This window comes from Segnochrobactrum spirostomi, assembly GCF_009600605.1.
Lineage (GTDB): Bacteria > Pseudomonadota > Alphaproteobacteria > Rhizobiales > Segnochrobactraceae > Segnochrobactrum > Segnochrobactrum spirostomi.
The window spans coordinates 255,580-281,945 of sequence record NZ_VWNA01000003.1; the positions used below are offsets into that span (position 1 = coordinate 255,580).

At 69.4% G+C, this 26,366-nt stretch carries 20 protein-coding genes and 1 pseudogene; 10 read left to right on the forward strand and 11 right to left on the reverse strand.

Annotated features, from left to right (window positions below; genetic code table 11):
• Positions 1–13 precede the first annotated feature (13 nt).
• From F0357_RS21355 to F0357_RS21365, 3 genes are all read right to left on the reverse strand, one after another.
• Complete coding sequence (locus tag F0357_RS21355) at positions 14–718, reverse strand: ABC transporter ATP-binding protein (RefSeq protein ID WP_153489664.1); 705 nt, start codon at positions 716–718, stop codon at positions 14–16.
• Between the two features lies 1 nt (position 719).
• Positions 720–1,889: an ABC transporter substrate-binding protein gene (locus F0357_RS21360; RefSeq protein ID WP_153489667.1), complete on the reverse strand. Its 1,170-nt coding sequence runs from the start codon at positions 1,887–1,889 to the stop codon at positions 720–722.
• Positions 1,890–1,959: 70 nt separating this feature from the next.
• The gene (locus F0357_RS21365; protein ID WP_246161844.1) at positions 1,960–3,774 is read right to left on the reverse strand and encodes a branched-chain amino acid ABC transporter ATP-binding protein/permease; all 1,815 of its coding nucleotides are present in this window, start codon (positions 3,772–3,774) and stop codon (positions 1,960–1,962) included.
• Between the two features lie 165 nt (positions 3,775–3,939).
• Here F0357_RS21365 and F0357_RS21370 point away from each other — a divergent pair, with 165 nt between their 5' ends.
• From F0357_RS21370 to F0357_RS21395, 6 genes are all read left to right on the forward strand, one after another.
• A complete protein-coding gene (locus F0357_RS21370; protein ID WP_153489670.1) occupies positions 3,940–4,815 on the forward strand; it encodes a MurR/RpiR family transcriptional regulator in 876 nt (291 codons plus the stop codon).
• Complete coding sequence (locus F0357_RS21375) at positions 4,815–5,612, forward strand: N-formylglutamate amidohydrolase (RefSeq protein WP_153489673.1); 798 nt, start codon at positions 4,815–4,817, stop codon at positions 5,610–5,612. The genes F0357_RS21370 and F0357_RS21375 overlap by 1 nt, the downstream gene beginning before the upstream one ends.
• A gap of 412 nt (positions 5,613–6,024) precedes the next feature.
• A complete protein-coding gene (gene tauA / locus F0357_RS21380) occupies positions 6,025–7,038 on the forward strand; it encodes a taurine ABC transporter substrate-binding protein (RefSeq protein ID WP_153489681.1) in 1,014 nt (337 codons plus the stop codon).
• A gap of 91 nt (positions 7,039–7,129) precedes the next feature.
• Entirely contained in the window at positions 7,130–7,912 is a 783-nt protein-coding gene (locus tag F0357_RS21385; RefSeq protein ID WP_312861773.1) for a taurine ABC transporter ATP-binding protein, read from the forward strand.
• The gene (tauC, locus tag F0357_RS21390; RefSeq protein WP_153489685.1) at positions 7,909–8,772 is read left to right on the forward strand and encodes a taurine ABC transporter permease TauC; all 864 of its coding nucleotides are present in this window, start codon (positions 7,909–7,911) and stop codon (positions 8,770–8,772) included. The genes F0357_RS21385 and tauC overlap by 4 nt, the downstream gene beginning before the upstream one ends.
• Positions 8,773–8,923: 151 nt before the next feature.
• On the forward strand, positions 8,924–9,346 hold the full coding sequence (locus F0357_RS21395) for an OsmC family protein (RefSeq protein WP_153489690.1): 423 nt from the start codon (positions 8,924–8,926) through the stop codon (positions 9,344–9,346).
• 7 nt (positions 9,347–9,353) lie between these two features.
• On the opposite strand, the gene F0357_RS21400 is transcribed toward F0357_RS21395, so the two are convergent.
• From F0357_RS21400 to F0357_RS21430, 7 genes are all read right to left on the reverse strand, one after another.
• On the reverse strand, positions 9,354–10,610 hold the full coding sequence (locus F0357_RS21400; RefSeq protein WP_153489694.1) for an LVIVD repeat-containing protein: 1,257 nt from the start codon (positions 10,608–10,610) through the stop codon (positions 9,354–9,356).
• Between the two features lie 38 nt (positions 10,611–10,648).
• Entirely contained in the window at positions 10,649–12,061 is a 1,413-nt protein-coding gene (locus tag F0357_RS21405) for an LLM class flavin-dependent oxidoreductase (protein ID WP_153489705.1), read from the reverse strand.
• 78 nt (positions 12,062–12,139) lie between these two features.
• Positions 12,140–13,336, reverse strand: a complete 1,197-nt coding sequence (gene ssuD / locus F0357_RS21410; RefSeq protein WP_153489710.1) for an FMNH2-dependent alkanesulfonate monooxygenase — start codon at positions 13,334–13,336, stop codon at positions 12,140–12,142.
• Between the two features lie 54 nt (positions 13,337–13,390).
• Positions 13,391–14,791, reverse strand: coding sequence for an LLM class flavin-dependent oxidoreductase (locus F0357_RS21415; RefSeq protein WP_153489721.1), 1,401 nt, complete (start codon positions 14,789–14,791; stop codon positions 13,391–13,393).
• A gap of 14 nt (positions 14,792–14,805) precedes the next feature.
• Positions 14,806–16,089, reverse strand: coding sequence for an SfnB family sulfur acquisition oxidoreductase (locus F0357_RS21420; RefSeq protein WP_153489732.1), 1,284 nt, complete (start codon positions 16,087–16,089; stop codon positions 14,806–14,808).
• Between the two features lie 35 nt (positions 16,090–16,124).
• The gene (locus F0357_RS21425; protein ID WP_153489741.1) at positions 16,125–17,378 is read right to left on the reverse strand and encodes an SfnB family sulfur acquisition oxidoreductase; all 1,254 of its coding nucleotides are present in this window, start codon (positions 17,376–17,378) and stop codon (positions 16,125–16,127) included.
• Positions 17,379–17,574: 196 nt separating this feature from the next.
• Positions 17,575–19,113, reverse strand: a complete 1,539-nt coding sequence (locus F0357_RS21430) for an FAD/NAD(P)-binding protein (protein WP_153489753.1) — start codon at positions 19,111–19,113, stop codon at positions 17,575–17,577.
• Between the two features lie 403 nt (positions 19,114–19,516).
• Here F0357_RS21430 and F0357_RS21435 point away from each other — a divergent pair, with 403 nt between their 5' ends.
• The 4 genes and pseudogenes from F0357_RS21435 to F0357_RS21450 all read left to right on the forward strand — a co-directional run bounded on the left by F0357_RS21435 (position 19,517) and on the right by F0357_RS21450 (position 24,203).
• The gene (locus F0357_RS21435) at positions 19,517–20,575 is read left to right on the forward strand and encodes a sugar ABC transporter substrate-binding protein (protein WP_153489756.1); all 1,059 of its coding nucleotides are present in this window, start codon (positions 19,517–19,519) and stop codon (positions 20,573–20,575) included.
• A 44-nt stretch (positions 20,576–20,619) separates the two neighbouring features.
• Complete coding sequence (locus tag F0357_RS21440; protein ID WP_153489763.1) at positions 20,620–22,194, forward strand: sugar ABC transporter ATP-binding protein; 1,575 nt, start codon at positions 20,620–20,622, stop codon at positions 22,192–22,194.
• Positions 22,181–23,217 (forward strand): annotated as a pseudogene (locus F0357_RS21445) (ABC transporter permease). The gene F0357_RS21440 and the pseudogene F0357_RS21445 overlap by 14 nt, the downstream one beginning before the upstream one ends.
• Positions 23,214–24,203 carry an ABC transporter permease gene (locus tag F0357_RS21450; RefSeq protein WP_153489767.1) on the forward strand — a complete coding sequence of 330 codons (990 nt, stop codon included), beginning with the start codon at positions 23,214–23,216 and terminating at the stop codon, positions 24,201–24,203. The pseudogene F0357_RS21445 and the gene F0357_RS21450 overlap by 4 nt, the downstream one beginning before the upstream one ends.
• Before the next feature lie 125 nt (positions 24,204–24,328).
• Here F0357_RS21450 and F0357_RS21455 read toward each other — a convergent pair whose 3' ends face one another.
• The gene (locus F0357_RS21455; protein ID WP_208948526.1) at positions 24,329–26,302 is read right to left on the reverse strand and encodes a ShlB/FhaC/HecB family hemolysin secretion/activation protein; all 1,974 of its coding nucleotides are present in this window, start codon (positions 26,300–26,302) and stop codon (positions 24,329–24,331) included.
• Between the last annotated feature and the right edge of the window lie 64 nt (positions 26,303–26,366).

Below are 26,366 nucleotides of genomic sequence, written 5' to 3' on the forward strand. Positions count from 1 at the left end.
TCCCCAGAGAGGCTCAGTGTCCGAGATAGGCCTGGCGCACCAGGTCCGAGGCCGCGACCTCCTGCGCCGACCCCGACAGCACGGCGCGCCCCGAGGCGAGCACCACCGCCTGATCCGCGAGGTCGAGCGCCAGCGCGACGTTCTGCTCGACGAGGAGCATGGTGAGGCCCGACGCCTTGAGGGCGGTGAGCAGGTCGAACACGTCGTCCACGATCTTCGGCGCGAGGCCGAGCGAGGGCTCGTCGATCATCAGGAGCTTCGGCCGCGACATCAGCGCCCGCGCGAGCGCCAGCATCTGTTGCTGGCCGCCCGAGAGCGTTCCGGCCCGGGCGCGATAGAAGCGCTTGAGCACCGGAAAGAGCTCCAGCATTTCCGCCTCGCGCGCGGCGCGTTCCGCCGGGCTATGGTGCATCGCGCCGCCGAGCAGCAGATTTTCGGCGACGGTGAGCGCCGAGAAGACGCGCCGCCCCTCGGGCGCCAGCGAGATGCCGAGGCGCGAGCGCGCCTCGGGCGGCAGCCGGCTGACGTCGCGGCCCTCGAAGAGGATGCGCCCCTGCGCCGGCAGCACGAGGCCGCTGATGGCCGCGAGCGTGCTGCTCTTGCCGGCCCCGTTGGCGCCGATCAGAGCGAGCACGCTGCCTTGGGCAACATGCAGGTCGAGACGCTCGACCGCGATCGCCTCGCCGTACCGGACCTGGAGCGCATCGACCTTCAGCATGTCAGTGCGCCGGCGGCGGGACTTCGGAGGCGGTCGGCACCTTGGTGTCGATATAGACCGGCTTGCCGTCCTTGTACTCGATGAGCGCCACGGCCCGGACCGGCATGCCGTCGGTGCCGGCATAGGTGATCGTGCCGGTGATGCCCTGGAGCTTGTCGATGCCGGCGATCGCGTTGCGCAGCGCCACCGGATCGGTCGAGCCCGCCGTCTTCACCGCCGCATCGAGGATGAGGCCGATCTCGTAGCCGTTCGCCTCGTAGGCGGATTCGGCGGCGTGGCCGGTCACCTTCTCGAAGCGCTTGTTGAACGCTTCGAGCGAGCCGCCCGGCGTCGGATAGCCGGCGGCGGTGTAGACGGTGCCGTCGACGAGCTTGCCGAGGCCCTGGATCGTCGCGGTGCCGAGCGCGTCGGCGCCGTAGACCGGCGTGGTGACGCCGGCCGCCCGCAATTGCTGGATGAAGGCCGGGAAGTCGGGCTCGTAAGCCGCCGTCATGATCAGGTCCGGCTTGTCCGCGAGGCCCTTGATCGCGGTGACGATCGCCGAGAAGTCCGGCTGGCCCATGGTGAAGCTGCCGGTGCCGACGATCGTGCCGCCCTTGTTCTTGAACACGGTGGCGAAATATTCCGGCAACTGCGCCGTGTAGCTCGAATCCGGCGAGACCAGCAGATAGGCCTTCCGGAAGCCCTGCCGATAGGCGTAGTCGGCGATCACGGTCGCCTGGAGATTGTCGCCGGGATAGGTGCCGAACAGGTTGTCGCCGACCGCGATCGAGAGGATCGGCGCGGTGCCGCAGAAGGTGAGCGTCGGGATTCGCTTCGCGACGGTGATCTGGCCGGCGGCGATGGTCGCATCGGCGTCGCAGGGCGCGATGATGATCGAGGCGCCGGCGTCGACGAGTTCCTGGACCGCCGTCACGGTCGCCGCGGTGTCGGTCCGGGTGTCCTTGATGATGAGCTTCGCCGGGAATTTGCCGCCGAGGCCGCCCTTGGCGTTGAGCTCGTCGATCGCCATGCGGAAGCCGGCGAGCGACGGCTGGTCATAGGGTGCGAGGCCGCCGGTCTGGGCGGTTGCGACGCCGATGAGGATATCCTCGGCGTGACCGGGCACGGTCAGAAGGCAGGAGACGGCGGCGCCGAGGAGAAGGCGCCCGATGGATTTCGACGGCAGCATGTGAGTTCTCCGGCAAGGTTGTCGTTGTTTTCGGTCAGATCTTCGTCGTTGCTCAGATCTTGGTCGGCGTTCAGATTTTGGCGAGGGCGCGCTCGCTGGTGCGGCTCCCGAGATAGGCTTCGATGACGGCGGGGTCGGCCCGGACGTCGGCGGGCGAGCCGTCGGCGATGCGCTGGCCGTGATCGAGCACGACGACCCGATCGCACAGCCGCATCACCAGCGAGAGGTCGTGTTCGATGAGGACGATGGCGAGGCCGCGCGTGCGCTTCACCGCGGCGAGGATCGCCATCAGCGCGTCGGTCTCGACCGGGTTCATGCCGGCGGCCGGCTCGTCGAGGAGCAGGAAGGACGGCCGCATGACGAGGGCGCGGGCGATTTCGAGCCGCCGCCGCTCGCCATAGGGCAGGGTGCCGGCGAGGCGGGTCTCGCGTCCCTCGAGATTGAGGCGGATGAGCTCGCGCCGTGCGGCCTCCTCGGCCGCGACCGCATTCGACTCGACCCGCTCGGCCGCGATCATGACGTTCTCGAGCACCGTCATGTGCGGGAAGATGCGGATGTTCTGGAAGGTCCGGGCGATCCCCGCCCGTGCCACGCGAAAGGCCGGATGCCCGGTCAGCGCCGTGTCGCCGACGAACACGCCGCCTTCGCTCGGCACGGCCTGACCGGCGATGAGGTTGATGAGGGTCGTCTTGCCGGCCCCGTTCGGCCCGATGATCCCGGTGACCTGGCCGGTCGGTAGGGACACTGTGACGTCCGAAACGGCGACCACGCCGGCATAGCGCTTGGTGACGTGCTCGGTGCGCAGCGTCGCCGAGATCGGCTTCTCCGCGGGTTCCGCCGCCGCGGGGAGGGGCGCCGGGCGTCCGAACCGGCGTAAGAGGTTGAACTCGAGGCCGCCGCTGAGGCCCTCGGGGCGGCGCCAGATCACGAGCAGCATCGCGAGCGCCAGCGCCGCCTCGGTGAGGCCGAACACCGGCGGCACGTCGATGCCGAAGAACGAGCCGCCCTCTTCGAACCGCCGCGCGATCTCGATCAGCAGCGTGGTCGAGACGACGCCGGTGAGGGCGCCGAAGCTCGAGCTCAGGCCGCCGACGATCAGCATCGCCAGGATCTCGAACGACAGATCGAAATAGAAATCCTGCGGCTTGAAGGCGCCGATGTATTGGGCCGTGAGGCCGCCGGCGACCATCGCGCCGACGAGGCTCAGGGTCCAGCTCACGAGAACGCCGCGCCGGCGGTCGATGCCGATCGCCGCGGCACCGACGGGGTCGTCGGCGACGGCCCGCGTCTCCCGGCCGATCCGTGTGTCGCGATAGAGGCGGGCGACGGCGACCGCGATCGCCGCGGCGATGGCCGCCGTCCACAGGCCGACGCCGCGCGGCACGCCGTAGAAGGGCTGGCTGCCGCGGGTGATCTCCCGCGCGCCGACGAGCACGGTGATGACGATGACGAGGAGCGCGAGCGTCGCGATCGAGGCGCTCGATCCCGAAAGGCGCATCAGGATGACACCCGTCAAAAGCCCGAGCACGACCGCGATCACGGCGGCGACGAGAAGGGCGGTCCCGAGGGACAATTGGTAGCCCGCGAGGATTGCCGGCAGGTCGCGCAGCGCCGTCGCCTGCATCGCCGCCGGCATGGTGAGCACGCCGATCACATAGGCGCCGATGCCGGCGATGCCCGCATGGCCGAACGAGACGATGCCGGTGTTGCCGGAGAAGACCTGAAGCGAGACCACGGCGACGAGGAGGAGCGCGGCGTGGGTCGCGACGCGCTGCATGCCCGCGCTGCCGAGCGTGGCGAAGAGCAGCGCGGCGCCCACGACGACGGCGGCCATCACGGCCGCGTCGACCAGGGCCACCTTCATGCTCGACGACAGTCCCCGCATCCAACGCCCCTCGCCAAGCCGCAGGCAAAGCTGCGCGCTTGGCCCCTCGAGTCCGCTTACGAACCCCCTCGGCCATAGTGCGTTCTTCACCGGCGCTGTCAAGATTCTTACTTAGTTGACCAAATATCGAGCCTATGTGAGAAGTCTGACAGCGGGAGGAACAGAATGCGCGTACGCGACAAGCTCACCGATGGTTTGTCCGCGCCGACGCCGGCGGAGGCGAAGATCGTTCAGCTTCTGCTGTCCGATTATCCCCTCGGCGGCCTCGGCACCGCGGCCCAGATCGCCAAGCGCGCCGGTGTCAGCGACCCGACCGTCGCCCGCCTCGTGACCAAGCTCGGCTATGCTAATTTCGCCGAGTTCCAGGCCGATCTCCTCGCGGAGGTCGAGGCGCGGCTGCATTCGCCGCTCCTGATGATGGAGGCGAAGGGGACGGCGCCGGCCGACGAGCATCCCGCCCGCGCCTACATCCGCTCGGCGAGCAGGCGGCTCGCGGATTTCTCCGAGAAGGTGACGCCCGCGCTCTTCGATCAGGTCGAAGAGCTGCTGATGGAGGCGCCGGGGCGCGTCTATCTGCTCGGCGGCCGGTTCAGCCGCCACCTCGCCGGCATGCTCGCCGGCTATCTCGGCCAGTTCCGCGATGGCGTCACCGATCTCGGCGCCTTCACCGCGGAGACCTACGATCGGCTCGTCGACATGGGCCGGCGGGACGTGCTGATCGCTTTCGACTATCGGCGCTATCAATCGGACGTGGTGCGCTTCTGCAGCCAGGCGGCAGAGCGCGGCGTCCGGATCGTCCTCTTCACCGACCCCTGGCTGTCGCCGATCGCCGCCTCGGCGCTCCACGTCGTCGTCGCCCCGGTCGAGGTGGATTCCCCTTACGACACGTTCATTCCGCCGCTCGCCGAAGTCGAAGCCTTGTGCGCCGTGATGGTGGCGCGCCGCAAGGATCGCGCCGAACACCGCTTCGCCGAGCTCGAGCGGGTGAGGGAGGCGAACGACGTGACGATGCGCGCGATGCCGGCAAAGGATGCGGATTGATGTCGGACGTGCCGTCGCAAGACCTGCGCCTCGGCGATTTCCCTTCGCAGGATCGGCTGGGCCAAGATTGGCCGCCGGCCGTCGAGATCGTCAACGAAGCGGGACGCTCGCCGATCGTCCTCCTCTGCGAGCACGCCTCCTGCCATATCCCGGCGGACTATTCGCGGCTCGGACTTCCCGAGGCCGAGGTGCGGCGGCACATCGGCTGGGACATCGGCGCCGCCGATGTGGCACGCGGCTTGTCGGCCCGGCTCGACGCGCCGCTCTTTCTGGGCACCTATTCGCGCCTCCTCGTCGACCTCAACCGGCCCCTCGCTGCGCCCTCGCTGATCCCGGGCCTCTCCGAGGCGACGACGATCCCCGGCAACCGCGAAATTTCCGACGCGGAGCGCCGGCGGCGCATCGAGACCATCTTCGCTCCGTTCCATGCGGCCGTGGCGGATCACCTCGATCGGCGTCGCAATCAACCCACCATTCTCGTGACGATCCACAGCTTCACGCCGGTCTTTCTCGGCGTCGCGCGGCCGTGGCATGCCGGCATCCTGTTCGACCGCTCCGAGGCGTTCGCCCGCCGCGTCATCGCGCGGCTCCTGCACGAGCCGGGTCTCAACGTCGCGGCGAACGAGCCCTACCGGATCGACGCGTCGGGCGATTACGCCATTCCCGTCCACGGCGAGGCCCGAGGGCTGGAGGCGATCCTGGTCGAGATCCGCAACGACCAGATCTCCACGCCGCTCGGTGCCGCCGCCTGGGCCGACCGCCTTGCCGCCGCCCTGCGCCCCGAGATCGGGGCGTGATCGGAAGCCGCACCAGGCAGAGACTAGCCGAGCTATCAGAGTTGTGAGCCTGGCTGGTCCGCACCTTTTGATTTGCGGCGCCCGTGCCGGTGGCAACCGGGTGAGACGAGACGCAGCCGCCAACTTTGCGCCGGCGGGCCGTGCAATTCGGAATAAATAACCCTGCGACATCCCCCTTTGGGGAATGGATTGCTTCGCGCGACCACGCCTCGCTCCGTACACTCTTCATAATCTATCGAGCGAGCGGGGCATTGGGGTTCCCGCGCTCCAAGAAGAGGGCGAGCGCCATGAACCTGCGATCGTGTTGACGACGCCTTCTTCCGACGACCGTCCTCCCTTTCCCTTTTGACGAGACAGCCGCGGCGCCGAAGGCGCAGGCGAGACTCGTTCGACGACTGACCGAGAGATCCTCATGACCCTCCGACACAAGATCTTTGCCGCGGCCGCCGCCATCGGCCTCACGATCGCCGCCGGGGCGCAGGCCCGCGCCGAGGCCCCGAAGGTGACCATCGCCTTCCAGACGGTGGTCGAGCCCTCCAAGGTGCCCCAGGCGGACGGCGCCTACGAGAAGGCGTCCGGCGCCCAGATCGACTGGCGCAAATTCGATTCCGGCGCCGACGTGATCGCCGCGATCGCCTCTGGCGCGGTCGATATCGGCTATGTCGGGTCGAGCCCGCTCGCCGCCGCCGCGAGCCGTCAGCTTCCGATCGAGACCTTCTTTATCGTCGGCCTGATCGGCGAATCCGAAGCGCTGGTCGTCCGCAACGGCGCCGGCATCACCTCGCCGAAGGATCTCGTCGGCAAGAAGGTCGCGGTGCCGTTCGTCTCGACCACCCATTACAGCCTGCTCGCCGCGCTGAAGCATTGGGGCATCGATCCGAAGTCGGTGAACATCCTCAACCTGCGTCCGCCGGAAATCGCCGCCGCCTGGGCCCGGGGCGACATCGATGCCGCCTATGTTTGGGATCCGGCGCTCGGCAAGATCAAGGAGAACGGCAAGGTGCTGGTGACCTCCGCCGAGGTCGCGAAGTGGGGCGCGCCGACCTTCGATGCCTGGATCGTCCGCAAGGAGTTCGCCGACAAGCACCCGGAGATCGTCGAGGCGTTCACCCGCGTCACCGGCAAGGCCTATGCCGATTATCTGCACAACCCGTCGGTCTGGAACGCCTCCTCGTCCGAGGCCGAGAAGATCAGCCGCCTGACCGGCGCGAAGCGTGACGAAGTGCCGGCGCTCCTCAAGGGCTACGAGTTCCCGACCCTGAAGCAGCAGGCGTCCGCGGCGCTTCTCGGCGGCGGCACGGTGAAGGCGATCGCCGCGACGTCCGAATTCCTCAAGACGCAGGGCAAGATCCCCGCGGTGCTGTCCGACTACAAGCCCTACGTCACGGCGAAGTTCGTCAAGGCCGCGGAAGCCGCTTCGAACTGATCCGCGATCGTTCCCCTCGCATCCTCCAACTTCCGGGTTCGCCGTCCGCGGCGGACCCGTCTTCTCGTTCAGAGGCTAGGGAGCCGATCCCGTGACCGATCTCACCCTCGATGACGTCGCGTTCCACTACGATGCGGAGACGGGTGCCGGAAAGCCGGTGCTCGACGGCGTTTCGCTGCGCATCGCCGCGGGCGAATTCGTCGTGGCGATCGGCCGCTCGGGGTGCGGAAAGACGACGCTCCTCAACCTCGCCGCCGGCTATCTGAAGCCGACCCGCGGCCGGGTGCTGCGCGACGGCCGTCCGATTCCCGGTCCGGGGGCCGACCGCGCGGTGGTGTTCCAGGACGATGCCCTGTTTCCGTGGTTCGACACCCGCGAGAACGTCGCCTTCGCGCTGCGGCTGCGTGGGATCGGCGCGGCGGAGCGCGCTCGGCGGGCGGACGCGCTGCTCGCCCAGGTCGGGCTCCACGGCGCCGGCGACAAGCCGATCTGGGCGCTCTCGGGCGGCATGCGCCAGCGCGTCGGTCTCGCCCGCGCGCTCGCCGCCGATCCCGCCTTTCTCCTGATGGACGAGCCGCTCGGCGCGCTCGACGCCATGACGCGCGAGCGCATGCAGGAGCTTCTCCTGCGCGTCTGGGCGGACAGTGGCACGGGCGTCTTCCTCATCACCCACGGGGTGGAGGAGGCGCTCTTCCTCGCCACGCGCGTCATCGTCATGGAGCCGGGGCCGGGCCGGATCGTCGCCGAGCTCGACTTCGAGTTCGGCCGCGAGGTGCTTGCCGGCGCGAGCCCGCGTTCCGTCAAATCGAGCCGCGCCTTCATCGCCGCGCGCGAAAATCTTCTCGATCTCGTCTTCGATCGCGAGGCCGCATGAGTTCACAAGTCGACGTCCCCGATCGCTCGCTGCCCTTGAACCCCGCCGCCCCGGAGCGCACCGCCGCGCCGCCGCGCCGCCGGGCACGGTGGAAGCCGGCCCGCTCGACCCTGGTGTCGCTTCTGACGATCGCGGTCCTGCTGGCGGCGTGGTGGGGAGCGACGGCGCTCGCCCTCGTGCCGCCGCTGTTTCTGCCGCCGCCGGCGGACGTCGCCCATCAGTTCTGGGCGGTCTCCGTGGACGGCTTCGCCGACAGCACCCTCGCCGAACATCTCGGGGCGAGCCTCGCCCGTGTCTTCGTCGCGCTCATCGCGACCATCATCGTCTCCGTGCCGATCGGCTTCGCCATCGGGCTGAGCCCGATCGGCCGCGGCATCTTCGATCCGATCATCGAGTTCCTGCGGCCGATCCCGCCGCTCGCCTATCTGCCGCTGGTCATCATCTGGTTCGGCATCGGCGAACCGTCGAAGGTCCTCGTCATCGCGATCGCCATGGTGGCGCCGATCGTCATCGCGACCGCGACGGGCGTCCGTTCCGTCTCGCAGAGCCGGGTCAATGCCGCGCGCTCGTTCGGCGCGACGCGCCTCCAGGTGCTGCGCTACGTCATCCTCCCCGGCGCGCTGATCGACATCCTCACGGGCGTGCGGATCGCGCTCGGCGCCGGCTGGTCGACGCTCGTGGCGGCCGAGCTCGTCGCGGCGACGCGCGGTCTCGGTTTCATGATCCAGTCCGCCGCGCAATTCCTGGTCACGGACGTGGTCGTCATGGGCATCGTCGTCATCGCGGCGGTCGCCTTCGCGCTCGAGGCCGGCATCCGGCTCCTGCAACGCCGTCTGGTGCCCTGGGCCGGCAAGGACTGATCGGCCGCTCATCGCCCGCATTTCCTGGGGATGGCACGGCCGAGCCCGCGCGGCCCGCCGGGTCCATCCCCATATTGTGTCGGCGGCTGCCGGAGACGTCCGGTGCGCCGCGTGTGCGTTGCTGGGCCGGACGCGGCCGGGATCCGAGACGATGGCGCTTGCTCATGTGAAATATCGCGAGGTCGGCGCGGTCGCGACGCTCGGCGCCGCCGGCCCGGTCGAACTCGTCACGCCGACCGGCGGCACGCTGACGGTCGCGACGGCCGTGTCCGAGCCGGGCTTCAGCCCGATCGACCTCCTACATTCCTCGCTCGCCGCCTGCCTGGTGCTCAGCGCCAAGATCGCGGCGAACCGGCTCGGCGTCGCGGATCGGATCGTGGCGTTCAAGGCGACGGTCGGGGGCGAGAAGGCGGCCGACGCCCCGTCGCGCATCGCCCGGTTCGACGTCGCGATCGAGATCGAGGGCGACATCGACGACGAGACCCGCCGCCGCATCGTCGAGGAGGCCGAGACGATCTGCACCGTCAGCAACACGCTGCACGGCCACCCTCAGATCACGGTCGCCGGCGTTTGACGTCGGCCTATCCGCCGTACTCGATGATCGAGAGACCGGCATTGTAGTCGATCGCGTAGAGGAGCCCGGCCGCGTCGACGAAGACGTCGGTCGATTGGATCACCGCCGGCCGGCCGGGCCGGCGGTCCACCATCCGCGTCGGCCCCGCCGGAACGAAGGCGCCGGTCTCGCGCGGCCGGTAGGGGTCTGAGATGTCGAAGGCGCGGATGCCGGCATTCTGATAGGTCGCGAAGATCAGCGTCGAGGACACGAAGCTGCCCGGCCGGTTCTCATGCAGATTGTGGGGGCCGAAATGGCCCTCCTTCGCGACATAATCCGCTTCGTCCGGGGTCGGCAGCGTGGAGATCGAGACCGGATTGCTCGGCTCGCGGATGTCAAAGATCCAGGTGTGCTTGCGGCCGTCCTCCTCGTGATCGAGCACCGCCTCGTCGGCGACGACGAGGAGGCCGCGATCATGCAGCGGCAGCGGCGAATGGGTGCCGCCACCATAAGGCGGCGACCAATTGCGGTGGGTGACGAGCTTCGGTGCCGACGGGTCCGCGACGTCGACGATCGTCAGCCCGCCGTCGCGCCAGCAGCCATAGGCGATGTTGTCGGCGACGAGGGCGTGGTGGAGGGCGTAGCGCCGGTTCTCCGGCCACGACGGCGTCTCGCCGGCGGCCCGGTTCATGCCCGGAATCCAGAAGCGGCCGGCTTCCACCGGCTTCGTCGGGTTGGCGAGATCGACGATGACGAGGATGTAGTCGGTGAAGCCGTCGATCAGCGCCGAGACGTAGGCGTAGCGCCCGCCGACATACCAGACCCGATGGGCGCCGATCCCTTCGATCGGGAAGAAGCCGATCTGGCGCGGCGCATCGGGAACGGCGATGTCGTAGATCGTGACGCCCGCGGTCCACGAGCGCGCGCGGGCAGCGCCGCCGCCGGCGGTGCCGATCGTGTCGCCCACTGACCGGCCATAATAAACGCGCTCGTCTGCGAAGGCCGCGTCGGCAAAGAGGTCGCGCGCATTGACGACGAGGAGCAGGTCTTCATGGGCCTGGAGATGGATCGTCCAGGTCTCTGGCGGCGCGGGCACGAAGAGCACCGGCCGCGGCCGCGTCGGGTCACGCACGTCGAGGACGCTGAAGCCGCCGGACCAGGGATGCGCGATGTAGGCGTGGCCGCGCTGCACCATGATCTGGAGCCCGTCCGCACGGCCTCCCTGATCGCTGTGGCCGATGAGGCGCATGTTGCGGGCGAAGTCGGGACGGGGAAGGTCGCTCATGCGGGTCTGCTCGGACGGGGGAACGCGGACGTTCGGCCTCAGGCGGGAAGGGCGGGCTCGGCCGGCGCGGTGTCGGTCGGCGCGAGGTGCCAGCGATGGCGGGCGGCGGGATGATCGGGCGCCGTCAGGGCGCGGCCGGCGCCGAACAGCTTCTCCCGCAGCGTCCCCGGCGCGTAGGCCCGCTTGTAGCGGCCGCGGCGCTGGAGCTCGGGCACGAGCAGGTCGGCGACGTCTTCGAAGGTTTCCGGGCGCACCACGAAGGCGAGGTTGAAGCCGTCGATCCCGGTCTCGTCGACCCAACCCTCGAGCGCATCGGCGACGGTCGCGGGCGAGCCGACCAGCACCGGACCGATGCCGCCGATCGCGACGTGCTCGGCGACCTCACGAACGGTCCAGCGACGGCTCGGATCCGCGCGCGTGATGTTCTCGAGGGCGCTGCGGCCGGCCTCGCGGTCGACATGCTCGACGATCTGATCGGGATCGAGCGCCGCGAAATCGACGCCGGTCCAGCCCGACATCAGCGTCAGGGCGCCTTCGAGGCTCGCGTAGTGGCGGTATTCGGCGAGCTTGGCCGCTGCTTCGGCGTCGGTCGGGGCCACGATCACCGTCATCAGGGCGAAGATGCGGATCTCGGCTGGATCGCGACCGGCCGCCGCCGCGGCCGCGCGCACGGCGGCGACCCGCGGCGCGATGACCGTCTTCGACGGACCCGACATGAAGACGCATTCCGCATGGCGGCCGGCGAAGGCGCGTCCCGCGGGCGAGGTCCCCGCCTGATAGAGGACCGGCGTACGCTGGGGCGAGGGCTCGCTCAGATGGATCGCGTCGAGCCGGTGATGGGCGCTGGTGTGACTGACGCGCCGCACGCCTTCGGGCCGCGTGAACACGCCGTGCGCCGCATCGGCGACGACCGCGTCCTCGGCCCAGCTTCCCTCCCAGAGCTTGTAGACGACCTCCATGTAGTCGTCGGCGATCGCATAGCGGTCGTCGTGGGCGTTCTGCCCCGTCCGGCCGAGGGCGCGGGCGGCGCTGTCGAGATAGCCAGTGACGACGTTCCAGCCGATCCGCCCCTCGGTCAGGTGGTCGAGGGTCGACATGCGGCGGGCGAAGGGGAAGGGCGCCTCATAGGAGAGGGTTGCGGTCACCCCGAAGCCGAGATGCCGCGTCACGTTCGCCATGGCCGGGACGAGGAGCAGGGGGTCGTTGACCGGGATCTGCGTGGCGTTGCGCAGGGCGGCGTCCGGCGTGCCGCCGTAGACGTCGTAGACCCCGAGCACGTCTGCGAGGAAAAGGCCGTCGAACAGGCCCCGTTCGAGCGTCTTCGCGAGGCCGGTCCAATAATCGAGGCGTCGATAATCCCGCGAGCGATCCCGCGGGTGCCGCCAGAGCCCCGGCGACTGATGCGCCACGCAGTTCATTTCGAAGGCGTTGAGGCGGATTTCCTTCGCCATGGTCGCCGCTCCGCCGTCTCGAATGGGAGGATGACGGCCGCCCGATGCGCGCGGCCGCCTGTGTGGCTGGCGCCCCGATCAACCGGCGGCGCCCGCCTTGCGCTGGGACGGCGCCACGACGTTCGCGATGATCTCGCCGAACGGGCCGGCATTGCGGGCGGGGCCGCGGTCGTTGCCGGTGGTCGCCTTGAGGGGCAGCTTCGGGAACACCAGTTCGGCGAAGCGGTAGCATTCCTCGAGGTGCGGGTAGCCGGAGAGAATGAAGCGGTCGATGCCGATCGCCATATATTCCTTCATCCGCGTCGCGACTTCGTCGGGATCGCCGACGAGGGCCGTGCCGGCGCCGCCGCGCACGAGGCCGACGCCGGCCCAGAGATTGGGGGCGATCTCGAGCTTGTCGCGGTGGCCGCCGTGAAGCTCCGCCATGCGCCGCTGGCCGACCGAGTCGAAACGCGAAAAGGCCTTCTGCGCGGTCGCGATCGTTTCGTCGTCCACCTTGGAGATGAGTTCGTCGGCCGCCTGCCATGCGGCGGCCGAGGTCTCGCGGACGATGACGTGGAGGCGGATGCCGAACGACAGCGTCCGCCCCTGCGCGGCGGCGAGCGCCTTGGCGCGGGCGATCTTCTCGGCCACCGCCGCGGGCGGTTCGCCCCAGGTCAGGTAGACGTCGACATGCTCGGCGGCGACCTTGTTGCCGGCCTCGGACGAGCCGCCGAAATAAAGCGGCGGATAGGGCGTCTGAATGGGCGGGTAGAGCAGCTTGCCGCCTTCGATGGCGAGGTGCTTGCCGCTGAAGGTGACCTCCTCTCCGGACAGGAGGCGGCGCCAGACGGTCAGGAACTCGTCGGTCGCCTCATAGCGCGCGTCGTGTTCGAGGAAAACGCCGTCGCCCTTGAGCTCGACCGGATCGCCGCCCGTCACCACGTTGATGAGGAGGCGCCCGCCGGAGATGCGGTCGAGCGTCGCCGCCATGCGCGCGGCATAGGCCGGCTCCGTCATGCCGGGCCGCACCGCGACGAGGAAGCGCAGGCGGCGGGTCAGCGGCGTCATCGCCGACGCGATCACCCAGGAATCCTCGCACGAGCGCCCGGTCGGCAAGAGCACGCCGAAATAGCCGAGATCGTCGGCGGCCTGCGCGATCTGCGTGAGATAGCCGAGCGAGACGTGGCGGGCGCCGATCTCGCTGCCGAGATAGCGCCCGTCGCCGTGGGTCGGGAGGAACCACAGCACATCCGCAGCGGCGGCCGGGGCGGGAAGATCGAGATCAAGCGTCATGAAAACATCCGGTGAAGGCGTCGTGTCCTGCCGCCCGTCGCGCCTTACGCCCGCTTACTCGGCGGCGTTCAGGGCGCGCTGCGCCGAAAGGCCGAGATTGCGGAACCCGGCGCCGGGATGGGTGTCGGGCAGGCGCGGACCGGCGCCGAACAGCTTCTCGCGAAGCGTGCCGGGTGCATAGTCCGTTTTGTAGACGCCGCGCTTCTGAAGCTCGGGCACCAGATGCTCGACGATGTCGGTGAACGTCTCGTGAGCCACGACATAAGCGAGATTGAAGCCGTCGACGCCGGTCTCGTCCACCCATTCCTGCAGGAGGTCCGCCGCCGTCTGCGGCCCGCCGACGATGATCGGACCGAGGCCGCCGATGCCGATCCATTCGGCGAGCTCGCGCACCGTCCAGACCTTGCTCGGGTCGGCGCTCGAGAAGGCGTCGACGGAGGACTGCACGGCGTTGGTCTTGATGTGGCGGAGCGGCTCGTCCGGCGCATAGGCCGAGAAGTCGATGCCCATCCAGCCCGAGCCGAGCGCCAGAGCGCCGTCGTAGCTGATATAGTTCAGGTAGTCCTTGTACTTCGCCTGCGCCTTGGCGTCGGTCTCGTCGACGATGACGGTCTGCAGGTTGAAGATCAGCACGCTCGCGGGATCGCGCCCGGCGGCGGCGACCTCGCGGCGGATCGCCTCGACCGTCTTCTTCAGCACCGTCTTCGAGGGCGTCGCGACGAACACGCACTCGGCGTTGGTGCCGGCGAAGCGCTGTCCGCGGCTCGAAGCGCCGGCCTGATAGAGCACCGGCGTTCGCTGCGGCGAGGGCTCCGAGAGGTGGACGCCCGGCACCTGGAAGAACCGGCCGGCATGGCGGATCGGATGCACCTTGGAGGGCTCGGTGAAGACGCGGCGGGTGCGGTCGCGCACCACGGCGTCGTCCTCCCAGCTTCCCTCCCAGAGCTTGTAGCAGACCTCGAGATATTCATCGGCGACGTCGTAGCGGTCGTCGTGAGCGCTCTGCCCGACGAGACCGATATTCTTGGCGCCGCTCTCCAGATAGGAGGTGACGATGTTCCAGCCGGCCCGGCCCTTGGTGATGTGGTCGAGGGTCGAGATGCGGCGGGCGAAGGTGTAGGGGTGCTCGAAGGAGAGCGAGGCGGTGACGCCGAAGCCGAGATTCTCCGTCACGATCGCCATCGCCGGCACGATCTGGAGTGGATCGTTCAGCGGGATCTGGGTCGAATGGCGCAGCGCATGGTCGAGCGTGCCGCCATAGACGTCGTAGACGCCGAGCACGTCGGCGATGAAGAGACCGTCGAACTTGCCGCGCTCCAGGAGCTTGGCGAGGTCGGTCCAATATTCGATGTCCTTGTATTGCGAAGAGCGGTCGCGCGGGTGCGCCCACAGGCCGGGCGATTGATGCCCGACGCAGTTCATCTCGAAGGCATTGAGGCGGATCTGACGGCTCATCGATAATCTCTCGGTCAGATCGCGCCGTGGCGGGGCGGGTTGACGCCGTTCAGCCAATAATTGCCGACGACGCGATATTTCCAGCGCACGGGATCGTGGACGGTGTGGGTGCGGGCATTGCGCCAATAGCGGTCGAGATCGAACTCGGAGAGGGTGGAGCGCGAGCCCCCGAGATCGATCAGCTTCTCGGAGACGAAGAGGGAAGCGTCGGTCGCCGCGATCTTCGCCTCGGCGACCGCGATGGAGGCCGTCGCGACGGTCTCCGCCGACGGGCTTTCGGTCGCGATGTCGACGAAGCGGCCGGCACGCTCGATCAGGGCGTCGGCGGCATCGACGGCGATCTTGAGTTCGCCGATCTGGGCGATGATGTGCGGGTCCTCGTAGCCGTGATCGAGGCCGCTCTCCTTCCAGGGTCGGGTATATTTGCGCACGAAGGCGACCGCCTCGGCGAGCGCGCCACGGGCGATGCCGGCGTCGACGCCCGCGTGCATGATCTGCGCGAACGGCCCCATCGAGGTCGGCACCTCGAACAGGGCGGCCATCGACAGCACCGAGAACGGGTGCACCGCGACATCCTCGAACAGCGTCGAGCCGGAGCCCGTGGTGCGCTGGCCGAAGCCGGTCCAATCGTCGATCACCGTGATGCCGTTGGTGTCGCGCGGCAGGAAGGCAACCGTGCTGCGGCCGTCGTCGTCGTTGGCGACCACGGCGATCCAGTGGGCGAACAGGACGCCGGTCGAATAGAACTTGCGGCCGTTGACGCGCAGGCCCGCCGGCGTCCGGGTGAGCCGCGTGGCGTGGTCGTGGGCGGTCTTGGTGCCGAGCTCGGACAGCGCGTTGCCGATCCGCTCACCGGCGAGGATGCGCTCGTAGAAGAAGCGCTTCTGCGCCTCGCTGCCGTTGAGGCGCAGCGCCTCCAGCATGAAGAAGTGGTTCTGCGGAATCTGACCGATCGAGCCGTCCGCCGCCGCGAGGAGGGCGATCACCTCGGCGACCGTCGCCGACTTCACCCCGGCGCCGCCGTAGGCCTTCGGTACCGTGATGGCGAGCAGGCCGGCATTGGAGACGAGGTCGAGTTCCCGGAAGGGCAGGCGGCGCTCGCGGTCGCGCAGCGCCGCCTCCTTGGCGAGCTCGGCCGCGACCTCGCGGGCGACGGCGATCGCCTCCGCATCGGAGCCGATGCGGCGGGTCGTTTCGGCGCCTTCGCGCAGCGCGGGGACGCGGAAGCCTTCGGGCGCCTCCGCCGGCTCGGCGGCCGACGGGAGCGGGGAGAGAACGGTGGCGGCGGAGGTGGGCATCGTCGGCGATCCTGGATGCGAAGGGGAAACGGCGTTCAGTTCCAGGCGTGACGCGGCGGCGAGACGCCGTTCAGCAGGTGATTGCCGATGTGGAAATATTTCCAACGCACCGGATCGTGCAGGGTGTGGGTGCGGGCGTTGCGCCAATGACGGTCGAGATTGTACTGGCCGAGCACCGAGCGGGTGCCGGCGAGCTCGTGAAGCTTGTTGGTGGCGAGGATCGCGACGTTGGTCGTCAGCACCTTGGCCTCGGACACCTTCACCGAAACCTCGTCGAGCGCCACGTCGGTCGGGCCGTCGGCGATGGTGTCGATGGCGTGGCCGGCGCGCTCCAGAAGCGCCTCGGCGGCATGGACGCGGGTGGCGAGATCGCCGATCTGGGCGATGGTGAAGACGTCGTCGGAGGCGGCCTCCTTGCCGCTGTCGATCCACGGGCGGCTCAGCTCGCGGACGAAGCGGATGGTGTCGTTGAGGGCGCCGCGCGCGATGCCGAGATCGACGGCGGCCTGGATGATCTGGGAGACCGCGCCGTTCGAGGACGGATGCACGCCGCCGAGATAAGCCGGGATCACACCTTCGGGCGCCACGCGGACATTCTCGATCGAGACGTTGCCGCTCGCCGTGGTGCGCTGGCCGAAGCCCGACCAACTGTCGATGATGGTGAGGCCGGGCGTGTCGCGGGGCACGATCGCGAGCACCACGTTGCCGTCCGGATCGACCGCGCCGATGTGGATGAAGTGGGCGAACAGGGCGCCGGTCGCATAGAACTTCTGGCCGTTGACGACGAAGTCGCCCTCGCCGGTCGGGCGGATCGTCGTCTCAAAGGCGCCGACGGTCTTGCTGCGGGCCTCGGAGAAGGCATTTCCGAGCCGGTAGCCCCTGAGGACGCGTCCGAACCAGAGCTTCTTCTGCTCTTCCGACCCGGTGACGCGGACGACGTCGAGCGCGGCGAGGTGGTTTTGTGGGATCTGTCCGATCGAAGGATCGGCGGCCGAGATCGTCGCGATGACCTCGGCGAGGGTGGCGTGGGAGACGCCCGCGCCGCCGTAGGCCTTCGGGATGGTGATGCCCCACAGGCCGCTCTTCGAGAAGCGGTCGAGTTCCGCGGCGGGCAGCCGGCGCTCACGGTCGCGCTCGGCCGCCTCGACGGCGAACTCCTTGGCGAGGGCCTTCGCCACCTCGATCGCTTCGGCGTCCGAAGCGATCACGTGGGCGGTCGGGTCGCGGTCGAAAGCCGGCACCTCGGTCGAGATGGCGCGGGGTTGGGGGAACGGCGTGACGGTGCTCATCGGGGGCTCGCTCGGCGCGGGGTGAAGCGACGGTTCCGACCCGGCGGACCAGCCGCCCGGGAGGAAGATGCGACCACTCTGCCAAACTCCTCTTATAATCTATAGAAATTATATTCTAAATCGGTGGCGATCCGCGGATGCCGATTGCGCCGGACGCGCGTGCGGCGGCGGACGGTGCGGTCGCCTCCGGCGGCGCTCAGGCGTCGGCTTGCAGGACCCCGGGTCGGGACTCGGCCACCGCCTGCCGCACCGCCGCCGCGACGCGCTTGGCGTGGTTCGCGACCTCCGGCAGGCCCATCAATTCGCCGAAGGTGCCGCGCGCGAGCGGGCCGGCGATCCACAGCCCTTCGGCGGATCGGCCGTCGGCGCCGACGGGACGGCTCTCACGGTCGACCGCAATGCCGAGTCCGATCGCATCCGGGCCGGCGAGGCCCCGATCGGCGAGGGAGCGCAGCAGCGGTTCGGTCTCGAAGATGCGGCCGTGGGCCGGGCCCGTCGTCACCACGACCGCATCGAAGGTGGCGGTCTCTGCGAGCCCGCTGCGGCGGCGGCGCCAGGACACGCGGAACTCGTCTCCCTCCCGCTGCGCGCCAGCCAACGAGGCGGCGTGAACGACGAGCGACCCATCCGCCCGGCGGCGGCGGATCACGCCTTCGGGCTGCGGTGCGATGCGGAAGCGGTGGACGTCCCAGAAGGGGCGGAGATGGCGAACGAGCTTCTTCTGCTCGGCGAAGGGAAGAGCCGCCCAGATCGCCGGTCCCTGATTGCGCAGCGCGTCGAATACGTGCTGCCAGGGCCGACCGACGGCCGCCGCCTCGGCGACCGTGGCGCGGATCCGGCGCACCAAGGCGCGAGTCGTGCGCGCGGGATCGGTCGAGAAGTCGCCGTAGGGCTCTCCCGCGATATCGGTATGACCCCGCGAGAGAAGGCCACGGCGCGACAGCGCCGTCACGGAGCCGCGGTGGCCGAGCCGGTCGAGGGTCGCCACCACGTCGGCCATGGTGAGGCCGGTGCCGACGATCAGCACCCGGTCGTCGCGGCGCAGCGCGGACAGCGCATCCTTGGCCCACGGGTCGGTGACGTACCGCGGATGCCCGGCGAAGGCCGTCTCGAGCAGCGCGGGCGGGCAGGGAGCGGGATGGGCGACCGCGAGCACGAGAAGATCCGCCTCCAGAACCTCACCGCCGGCGAGCGCGATCTGATAGCCGCCCTCGGGGCGCTCGCGGACCGCGATCGCGAGGTCGCGCACATGGCGGAGCGCGGTGCCCTTCGTCGCGTCGGCGAGCGTCTCGGCGACGTAGCGGCCGAACACGGCGCGCTGGGGAAAACAGCGGCCGTCGGAGATGCGCGCGTCGCAATCCGAGACGAGCACGTTGTTCGCCGCGAGCCAGCGGGCGAAATGGGAATCCTCCGCCGGGTCGAGGCTCATCCGCGTCGCCGGCACATTGATGCGATGGGAGGGGTCCGAGGTCGAATAAGCGAGGCCGCCGCCCAGCGACGGGCGCGGCTCGACGATGTCGATCGTCGTGATCCCGGCGCGGACGAGATGGTAGGCGACCGAGGCCCCGGAGAAGCCGCCGCCGACGATCACGACCTTCGGCCCCGGGGCGGCGCCGTCCGCCGCGGCGGTCCCGCTCGCATCCCGCGTCCCGCTTGGGACGTCAGATCGGGTCTCGGCCCGATCGGCCGCGTCGAGAGGGGTCGCGATCTTCGCGGACGCGGAAGAATAAGTCATCGCCGATACGCCCTTCGAAACCGAACACGCGCCAACAGGGCCGCATCCGGTATCCTCATCCCCAAAGAAGCCACGTGTTGCGTTTAAGAGCCGTAGGCCGATGACCGAAAATCCATTCGCCTGCATTGGCTGCCGTTAGACTTTCGTTTCGAAATACGGACATCTTGCGCGAACGGTGCGGCTTAACGCTCTCGAATGTGCCGGCTATCCTTGAGCATAAAGGTGAACCGGACGATTCCGCCGCATCCCCCCGATGGAAGCGGCACGGGGAATCATACCCGATTTATCTATTAATTCCATCGATAAAATGGCTCGACGCCATGATGTCGATCGCGCGCGGCGCCCCGCCGTTCCTCATGCCGGACCGTCCCAGTCCTTTGCGATCATACCACCGGAAACGCCGATGACCGATCAAACCTCGCCCTTCTCTCTGCCGCGCCGCAGCCTGCTCAAGGCGGGTCTCGCCGCCGGAGCGGCCCTCGGCACCCTCGGGGCCGGCCTGCGCGTCGCCTCTGCCGAGAGCGCGGCGACCGCCGCCGCCGTAGCCGCCTCGCCCGCCGATGCCGACGTCCCGTCGCTCGCCGGCAAGACGATCGCCATCAGCGCCACCGGCACCGACCATTTCTTCGATCTCAAGGCCTATCAGGCGCAGATCGAAGAGGTGAAGCGCCTCGGCGGCACGCCGATCGGGCTCGATGCCGGGCGCAACGACAAGAACCTCGTCTCCCAGCTTCAGACGCTCGTCACCCAGAAGCCCGACGCGGTGATCCAGACGCTCGGCACCTTGAGCGTCATCGATCCGTGGCTGAAGAAGCTGCGCACCGCCGGCATCCCGGTCTTCACCGTCGACGTGCCGTCGCAGAACAGCATCAACAACTCGACCTCGGACAATTTCTCCCTCGGCGCCCAGCTCGCGCTGCAGCTCGTCTCCGACATCAAGGGCAAGGGCAAGCTCGTCGTCTTCAACGGCTTCTCGGGCGTCCCCGTCTGCGCCATCCGCTATGCGGAGCTGCGCGAGGTCCTGAAATATTATCCGGGCGTCGAGATCGTCGAGCCGGAGCTGCGCGACGTCATCCCGAACACGGTGCAGGACGCCTACGCCCAGATCACCGCGCTGCTCGCCAAATATCCGGAGAAGGGCTCGATCGCCGCGATCTGGTCGGCGTGGGACATCCCGCAGCTCGGCGCGACCCAGGCGCTCACCGCCGCCGGCCGCACCGAAGTGCGCACCTACGGCGTCGACGGCACGCCGGAAGTGCTCGCCCTCGTCAAGGACCCGAACTCGCCGGCCGCCGCCGTGGCGGCCCAGCAGCCGGGTCTGATCGGCAAGACCGCCGTCCAGAACGTCGCCCGCTTCCTCGCCGGCGACAAGGACCTGCCGGCCGAGACCTTCGTGCCCGCCATCCTGGCGAACAAGAAGAACGCGGGCGAGGTCCAGAAGCTGCTCGGTCAGGTGTCCTGAGCGCGGATATCCTGAGCGAGAGCGAGAGCGAGCGCGAGCCTATCATGAGCGATGATCCGCTTCCCCTCGCGCTCGCCATGCGCGATCTCGTCAAGACCTTCGGGGGCGTCCGCGCCCTCGACGGCGCCTCCCTCGAGGTCGGTCGCGGCGAGATCCACGGTCTCGTCGGCCAGAACGGCGCCGGCAAGTCGACCCTCATCAAGATCCTCGCCGGCCTCCATGTCCCCGACGAGGGCACCATCGCGGTCGACGGGGAAACCGTCGCCGCGATGAACCCGAAGCGGGCGGCCGAGCTCGGCATCGGCTTCATCCATCAGGACCGTCTGCTGGTGCCGACCTTCACGGTGGGCGAGGCGATCTTCCTCGGCGACGAGGGCACCAGCGCCCGCCGGCCCCTCGTCGATCGCCGCGCGCTCCAGAAGCGGGCCGATGCGCTGCTCGACCGCTATTTCGGCATTCGCCTGCCCGCGGGCGCGCTCATCGGAGAGCTCAACACCGCGCAGCAGCAGATCGTCCAGATCACCCGCACGCTCGCGCGTGAGCCCAAAATCGTGGTGTTCGACGAGCCGACCGCCGCGCTCGCCAAGCAGGAGGTCGAGCACCTCTTCCAGGCGATCGGCGGCCTCAAGGCCCATGGCATCACCACCCTCTACATCTCCCATTATCTGAGCGAGATCGAGGAGATCTGCGACCGCGTCACCATCCTGCGCAATGGCCGCAACGTCGCGACCGTCGATCCCCGCGAGGTTCCTCCGGCGCGCATCGCCGCGCTCATGGTGGATAAGGACATCAAGGAGATGTTCCCGAAGACGCCGGTCGCGCTCGGCGCCCCGGTGTTCGAGGCGGCGGGCCTTCATGCCTCCGGCCGCTTCGAGGACGTCTCCTTCACCGTGCGCCGGGGCGAGATCGTCGGCTTGACTGGCCTCCTCGGCTCGGGGGCCAAGGAACTCGTCCGCAGCCTGTTCGGCCTCGACCGCCTCGATCGGGGCACTCTGAGCCTCGACGGCCGGCCCTTCGCGCCGCGCCGTCCGGAGATCGCCGTCGAGCACGGCATCGCCTTGGTGCCGGAGGATCGCCGCGGGCAGGGCGTCGCGCTGGACTTGAGCGTGCGCGAGAACGCCACGCTGGCGAGCCTCAAGGCCTTTGCCCGGTTCGGCTTCCTCGATTTCGCCCGGGAGCGTGGCGCGGTCGACCGCCTGATCGCCGATCTCGCGATCAAGACCGCGGGGCGCGAGGCGCCGGTGCGCAGCCTCAGCGGCGGCAACCAACAGAAGGTCGCCATCGCCAAATGGCTGAGCCGCGACGCCCGGGTCTACGTGCTCGACGAGCCGACCGTCGGCGTCGATATCGCCGCAAAGGTCGAGATCTACCGGCTGATCGGCCGTCTGGCCCAATCCGGCGCCGCGATCCTCGTCCTGTCGTCGGACCTCGACGAACTGATCGGGATCGCCGACCGGGTGCTCGTCATGTATCGCGGCCGCGTCGTCTCCGATCTGCCGTCCGCCGGCCTCGACGCGCCGACGCTGATCGGCGCGGTGCTGACCGGAGCGGTGACGCCGGACGCCGCCGCTGCCGCGCCGCCCGCCTTGGAGGAGCGTTCGTCCCATGTCCAACACTGACGCGGTGCTCCGCGCGCCGGCCGGCGTCGGCAGGGCGGCGCCGCCTTCCGCCCGCCGCACCGGCGGCCGCCTCGTGCAGAGCGCTTTGAGGACCGGCTCGCTCGCCCTGTTCGCCGCGATCGTGCTGTTCTTCGCCCTGCGGGCGCCGTTCTTCCTGTCGCTCGGCAATTTCGGCGCGATCCTCGCCCAATCGGCGATCCTCGGCGTGCTCGGCTTCGGCCTCACCTTGGTCCTGATCGGCGGCGGCACCGACGTCGTGAAAGGCGGCATCGACCTCTCGCTCGCCGCCAATCTCGGCCTCAGCGCCGCCGTCTATGCCGTGACCGCGCAGACAGCCACGTCCGAGGTCGTTCCGGTCATCGCCGCGCTCGGGACCGGGCTCGCGATCGGCGCGGTCAACGCCCTCTCGATCGTCGGCTTCGGCATCCTGCCCTTGCTCGCCACGCTCGCGGTGATGAATGTCTGCGCCGGCCTCGAGCTCGTGGTGACCGAGAACGTCGCGATTCCCGTCACCAACGGGGTGACCGACTTTCTCGCCGGCAACGGGCCGCTCGACGTTCCCGTGCTCGGCTACGTGCTTCTCGCCGTCTTCCTCGTGCTCGCGATCGGCATCTCGGGCACCGCGTTCGGCCTGCGGCTCGCCGCCGTCGGGGGCATCGCGAGGCGGCGAAGGCGGCGGGCCTTCCGGTTCGCCGCTACGTGGCGCTTTCCTATCTCCTGAGCGGGCTCCTCGGCGGTCTTGCCGGCATCCTCTCGGTCGCCTTCCTGAGCGGCAGCACGTCGGGCTCCGGCGAGATGCTCCTGTCGATCGTCGCCACCGCCTTCCTCGGCATCGTCTTCTCGCGCCGTCTGGTGCCGACCATCGGCGGCACGCTCGCGGCGGCGCTCTTTCTCGGCATCCTGATCAACGGGTTCCAGCTCATGCGGCTCTCGAGCTATTGGGTGAGCGGCATCGAGGGCGCGCTGATCCTGCTCGTCGTCGCCGCGACCGCCCGCCTCGGTCCGAAGGGGGCCGCGCGATGAGTGGCGCGACCCTCTCTCACGGACGGTCCGGCCGCCTCCCGCTCGGCGCGCTGCGCCGGTTCGGGCTCCTCGCCGCCCTCGTCGCCGTGATCGCCTTCTTCGGGCTGACGACGCCGACCTTCCTCGCCCCGGCGAACCTGATCGGCGTCCTCGTCAACAATTTCGCCCTGCTTGCCATCGTCTCGGTGGCGATGACGCTCGCCGTCAATTCCGGCGGCATCGACCTCTCCGTCGGCACCGCCGTCGACCTCGGCAGCCTCGCCTTCGTCACGGCGATCGTCGCCGGCCTGCCCGTCGGGGTCGCGATCGTCCTCGGCCTCGCCGCCGGCGCCGCGACCGGCCTCTTCAACGCGGCGCTGATCTCGGCGCTCAGGATCACGCCCTTCCTCGCGACCCTCGGCACCCTCTTCATCGGGCGCAGCCTGCAACAGCTCGCGGCCGACGGCGGCAATCCCGTCTATGTGCCGGCCGGCGCCCAGCCGCCCGCCTTGACGCTGATCGGCCATGGCGCCGTCGCCGGCGTGCCGATCTCGCTGTGGCTGATTGCGGTCATTGCAATCGTCTTCACCGTTATCCTCACGCGCACCCGGTTCGGCCGCGAGGCGGCGGCGGTCGGGGTGCAGCCGAGCGTGGCGATCTTCTCCGGCCTGCCGGTCGGCCGCGTGCGGGCGCTCGTCTACGTGTTCGGCGGCGTCGTCTCGGCGAGCGCGGGCATCCTGCTGTCGTCGAGCGTCGCCGCCTACGTGCCCTATTCCGGCAACGCGTTCCTGCTCAACGCCATCGGTGCCACCTTCATCGGCACCACGGTGAGCCGCAGCGGCCGCGCCAACGTACCGGGCACCCTCGTCGGCGTCCTCCTCCTCGCCCTCGTCGGCAACGGCCTCCTCTTGATCGGCTGGAACTTCTACTGGCAGCAGGTCGGCCAAGGCGTCCTGATCTTCCTCGCTTTGGCCTTCTGCTTCGCGGGCAGGGCTGAGGGCCGCTGAGGTCGCGGCTCGTCCTCTGACCCCCAACAACGCCCGCATTACGGGCTTAAGCGCCTGCGTAGGGTTGGCGCCCTGGCTCACCGGGCGCACCCTGCAGACGATCCCAGGCCGTCGCGTCCCCTTCCTCAGAACGCGATGCTGACCCGCCCCTGGACCGTAACCGTCCCGCGGTCTGTTTCGGGTCCGTTGGTGAGGGCGACGCCGGCGAGGGCGCCGGCTTGGACGTTGTGGGCCAGCGTGTAGTCGATGCCGGCGCCGAGGCCGACCAAGGTGGTGTTGGCGTTCTGCTCGAGGCTCTGCAGGGCGTTGAGGTTGTAATTGTAGCCGTAGCCGACATCGAGGAAGGCGTAGGGCGAGACGACGTCGTCGAGGGCGCCGATGCCCGGCGCCTTGAGCCCGAGGGCGCCGAGGAGCGGGAAGGTCGGCAGCCGCAATTCGTCGCGCAGCACCAAGCCGGCGTCGACGCTGCCGTCGTCGAGCGTGTAGCCGCGGGTGCCGTAATAGCCGCCGATGGCGAGCTGCTCGGTGTCCGGCAGCGCCTGGCCGGCGATCTGGCCGGTGAGGCTCGTGTTCCAGGAGAAGCCCTTGAGGAACGTCGCCCCCGACAGGCCGGGCAGGGTGACGAGCGGGGTGACCTGGGTCAGCGTCGCATAGAGATAGGCATATTCCGCGCTCGTCACCCGGCCGTTCGAGAAGGTCTCCCAGGTGGCGTCATTGTTGCCGGGGACGAGGCCGCCGGGATTGACGAGGAGGCGGACGTCGAGGGCGGTGGAGCCGCCCTCGGCATGATCCCACGATCCGGCCCAGCCGGCGACGAGGTCGAACACGCCGGCCGATCCCTCGGCGATGTCGGTGCCCTGATACCAGGTCTTGCGCGACAGCCAGCGCGGCGTCACCCCGCCATAGATCTCGCCCCAGCCGGCGAGGGAGGAGGAGAGGTTGGAGAGGGCGGAGCGGTAGAGGATCGGCAGTTCGAAGGTGGTGTTCTGGAAGGTGAGGAGGTCGCCGGCGGCGTCCTGGCTGGTGGCGACGAAGCTCGGGGCGACCTCGATCGACTGGCGGGCGAAGGTGGGCAGCGCGAGGCGCCCGGCCTGGCTGACATAGGAGGGCCAGTCGGTGCCGGAGAGGTTGATGGAGGCGGGGTTGGAGAGGAGGTTGCCGCTGCCGGTGAGCTGGTAGGAGAGGGTGAGGTCGTGGAGGGCCTCGATGCCGGCGCCGAAGCCGACGAAGTAGCGGTTGAGGTCGGTCTCCTTGGTGCCGGTGTTGGCCCATCCGGCATAGGCCTGCCAGGGCTTGGCGCGGGAGACCTCGAGGGTGAGGTCGCTGGAGCCGGGGGTCGAGCCGGGTTCGAAGACGCCGTTGAGCTGGCGGTAGGGATAGCGGTTGATCCAGTCGAGGTCCTCGGAGACTTGGGTTCCCTCGATGATCTGGCCTTGCGGGGCGCGGACGGAGGCGGCGAGGGCGGCATCGGTTGCGGCGGCGTTGGCCGGATCGTCGACTTTGACGGAGCCGGCCTTGAAGGGGACGACGCGCAGTTGGAGGACGCCGGAGGTGACCTCCTGGGGCGGGGCGGTGACGGAGACGAAGGGGCGTCCGGCGCCGCGATAGGTCTTGGCGATGGCGGCCTGGATATCGGCGACGAGCTTGCGGGAGAGCGGCTTGCCGAGGAAGGGCTTCAGGGCGGCGTCGAGGCGGGCGGCGGGGACGCCCTCGATGCCGGTGAAGGATAGGCCCGACCGAGGCTTGGCGGTGACGGCGACGTCGGGCCCGATGAGGCGGATGCCGGTGAGGTCGGTGCCGAGGGGCGCGGTGTCCTCGGCCGGCGTGGCGGGGGCGTTGCCTTGCGCGAGGCCGCCGGTGGTTCCGACGATGGGGGGCAGGTTGCGCTCGACGACGCCGCGGGCCTGGGCGAAGGCGGCCTGCGGCATCGCGGCGAGGGCGGCTGCGAGCGTCAGGCCGAGCAGGGCAGGCGCGAGGCGGGCCGATGCCGTGCCGCCCTGGGTCCCGGCTGCGGTCTCCGGTGCGCGCGGGATGCGCGAGCAAGCTGGAACGGAGCCGGGACGGAGGCGGGCCGGGAGATCGGAGCGGCGAGCGGGCATCGGGGCGGAACTCTCGGTCGGACGGGACGAAACGGGGTGGCCACGGCATCAGGCGGCGCATCGG

Coding starts and splice junctions, on each gene's coding strand:
- F0357_RS21355 (WP_153489664.1), bottom strand. CDS start 718: ATGCTGAAGGTCGATGCGCTCCAGGTCCGGTACGGCGAGGCGATCGCG.
- F0357_RS21360 (WP_153489667.1), bottom strand. CDS start 1,889: ATGCTGCCGTCGAAATCCATCGGGCGCCTTCTCCTCGGCGCCGCCGTC.
- F0357_RS21365 (WP_246161844.1), bottom strand. CDS start 3,774: ATGCGGGGACTGTCGTCGAGCATGAAGGTGGCCCTGGTCGACGCGGCC.
- F0357_RS21370 (WP_153489670.1), top strand. CDS start 3,940: ATGCGCGTACGCGACAAGCTCACCGATGGTTTGTCCGCGCCGACGCCG.
- F0357_RS21375 (WP_153489673.1), top strand. CDS start 4,815: ATGTCGGACGTGCCGTCGCAAGACCTGCGCCTCGGCGATTTCCCTTCG.
- tauA (WP_153489681.1), top strand. CDS start 6,025: ATGACCCTCCGACACAAGATCTTTGCCGCGGCCGCCGCCATCGGCCTC.
- tauC (WP_153489685.1), top strand. CDS start 7,909: ATGAGTTCACAAGTCGACGTCCCCGATCGCTCGCTGCCCTTGAACCCC.
- F0357_RS21395 (WP_153489690.1), top strand. CDS start 8,924: ATGGCGCTTGCTCATGTGAAATATCGCGAGGTCGGCGCGGTCGCGACG.
- F0357_RS21400 (WP_153489694.1), bottom strand. CDS start 10,610: ATGAGCGACCTTCCCCGTCCCGACTTCGCCCGCAACATGCGCCTCATC.
- F0357_RS21405 (WP_153489705.1), bottom strand. CDS start 12,061: ATGGCGAAGGAAATCCGCCTCAACGCCTTCGAAATGAACTGCGTGGCG.
- ssuD (WP_153489710.1), bottom strand. CDS start 13,336: ATGACGCTTGATCTCGATCTTCCCGCCCCGGCCGCCGCTGCGGATGTG.
- F0357_RS21415 (WP_153489721.1), bottom strand. CDS start 14,791: ATGAGCCGTCAGATCCGCCTCAATGCCTTCGAGATGAACTGCGTCGGG.
- F0357_RS21420 (WP_153489732.1), bottom strand. CDS start 16,089: ATGCCCACCTCCGCCGCCACCGTTCTCTCCCCGCTCCCGTCGGCCGCC.
- F0357_RS21425 (WP_153489741.1), bottom strand. CDS start 17,378: ATGAGCACCGTCACGCCGTTCCCCCAACCCCGCGCCATCTCGACCGAG.
- F0357_RS21430 (WP_153489753.1), bottom strand. CDS start 19,113: ATGACTTATTCTTCCGCGTCCGCGAAGATCGCGACCCCTCTCGACGCG.
- F0357_RS21435 (WP_153489756.1), top strand. CDS start 19,517: ATGACCGATCAAACCTCGCCCTTCTCTCTGCCGCGCCGCAGCCTGCTC.
- F0357_RS21440 (WP_153489763.1), top strand. CDS start 20,620: ATGAGCGATGATCCGCTTCCCCTCGCGCTCGCCATGCGCGATCTCGTC.
- F0357_RS21450 (WP_153489767.1), top strand. CDS start 23,214: ATGAGTGGCGCGACCCTCTCTCACGGACGGTCCGGCCGCCTCCCGCTC.
- F0357_RS21455 (WP_208948526.1), bottom strand. CDS start 26,302: ATGCCCGCTCGCCGCTCCGATCTCCCGGCCCGCCTCCGTCCCGGCTCC.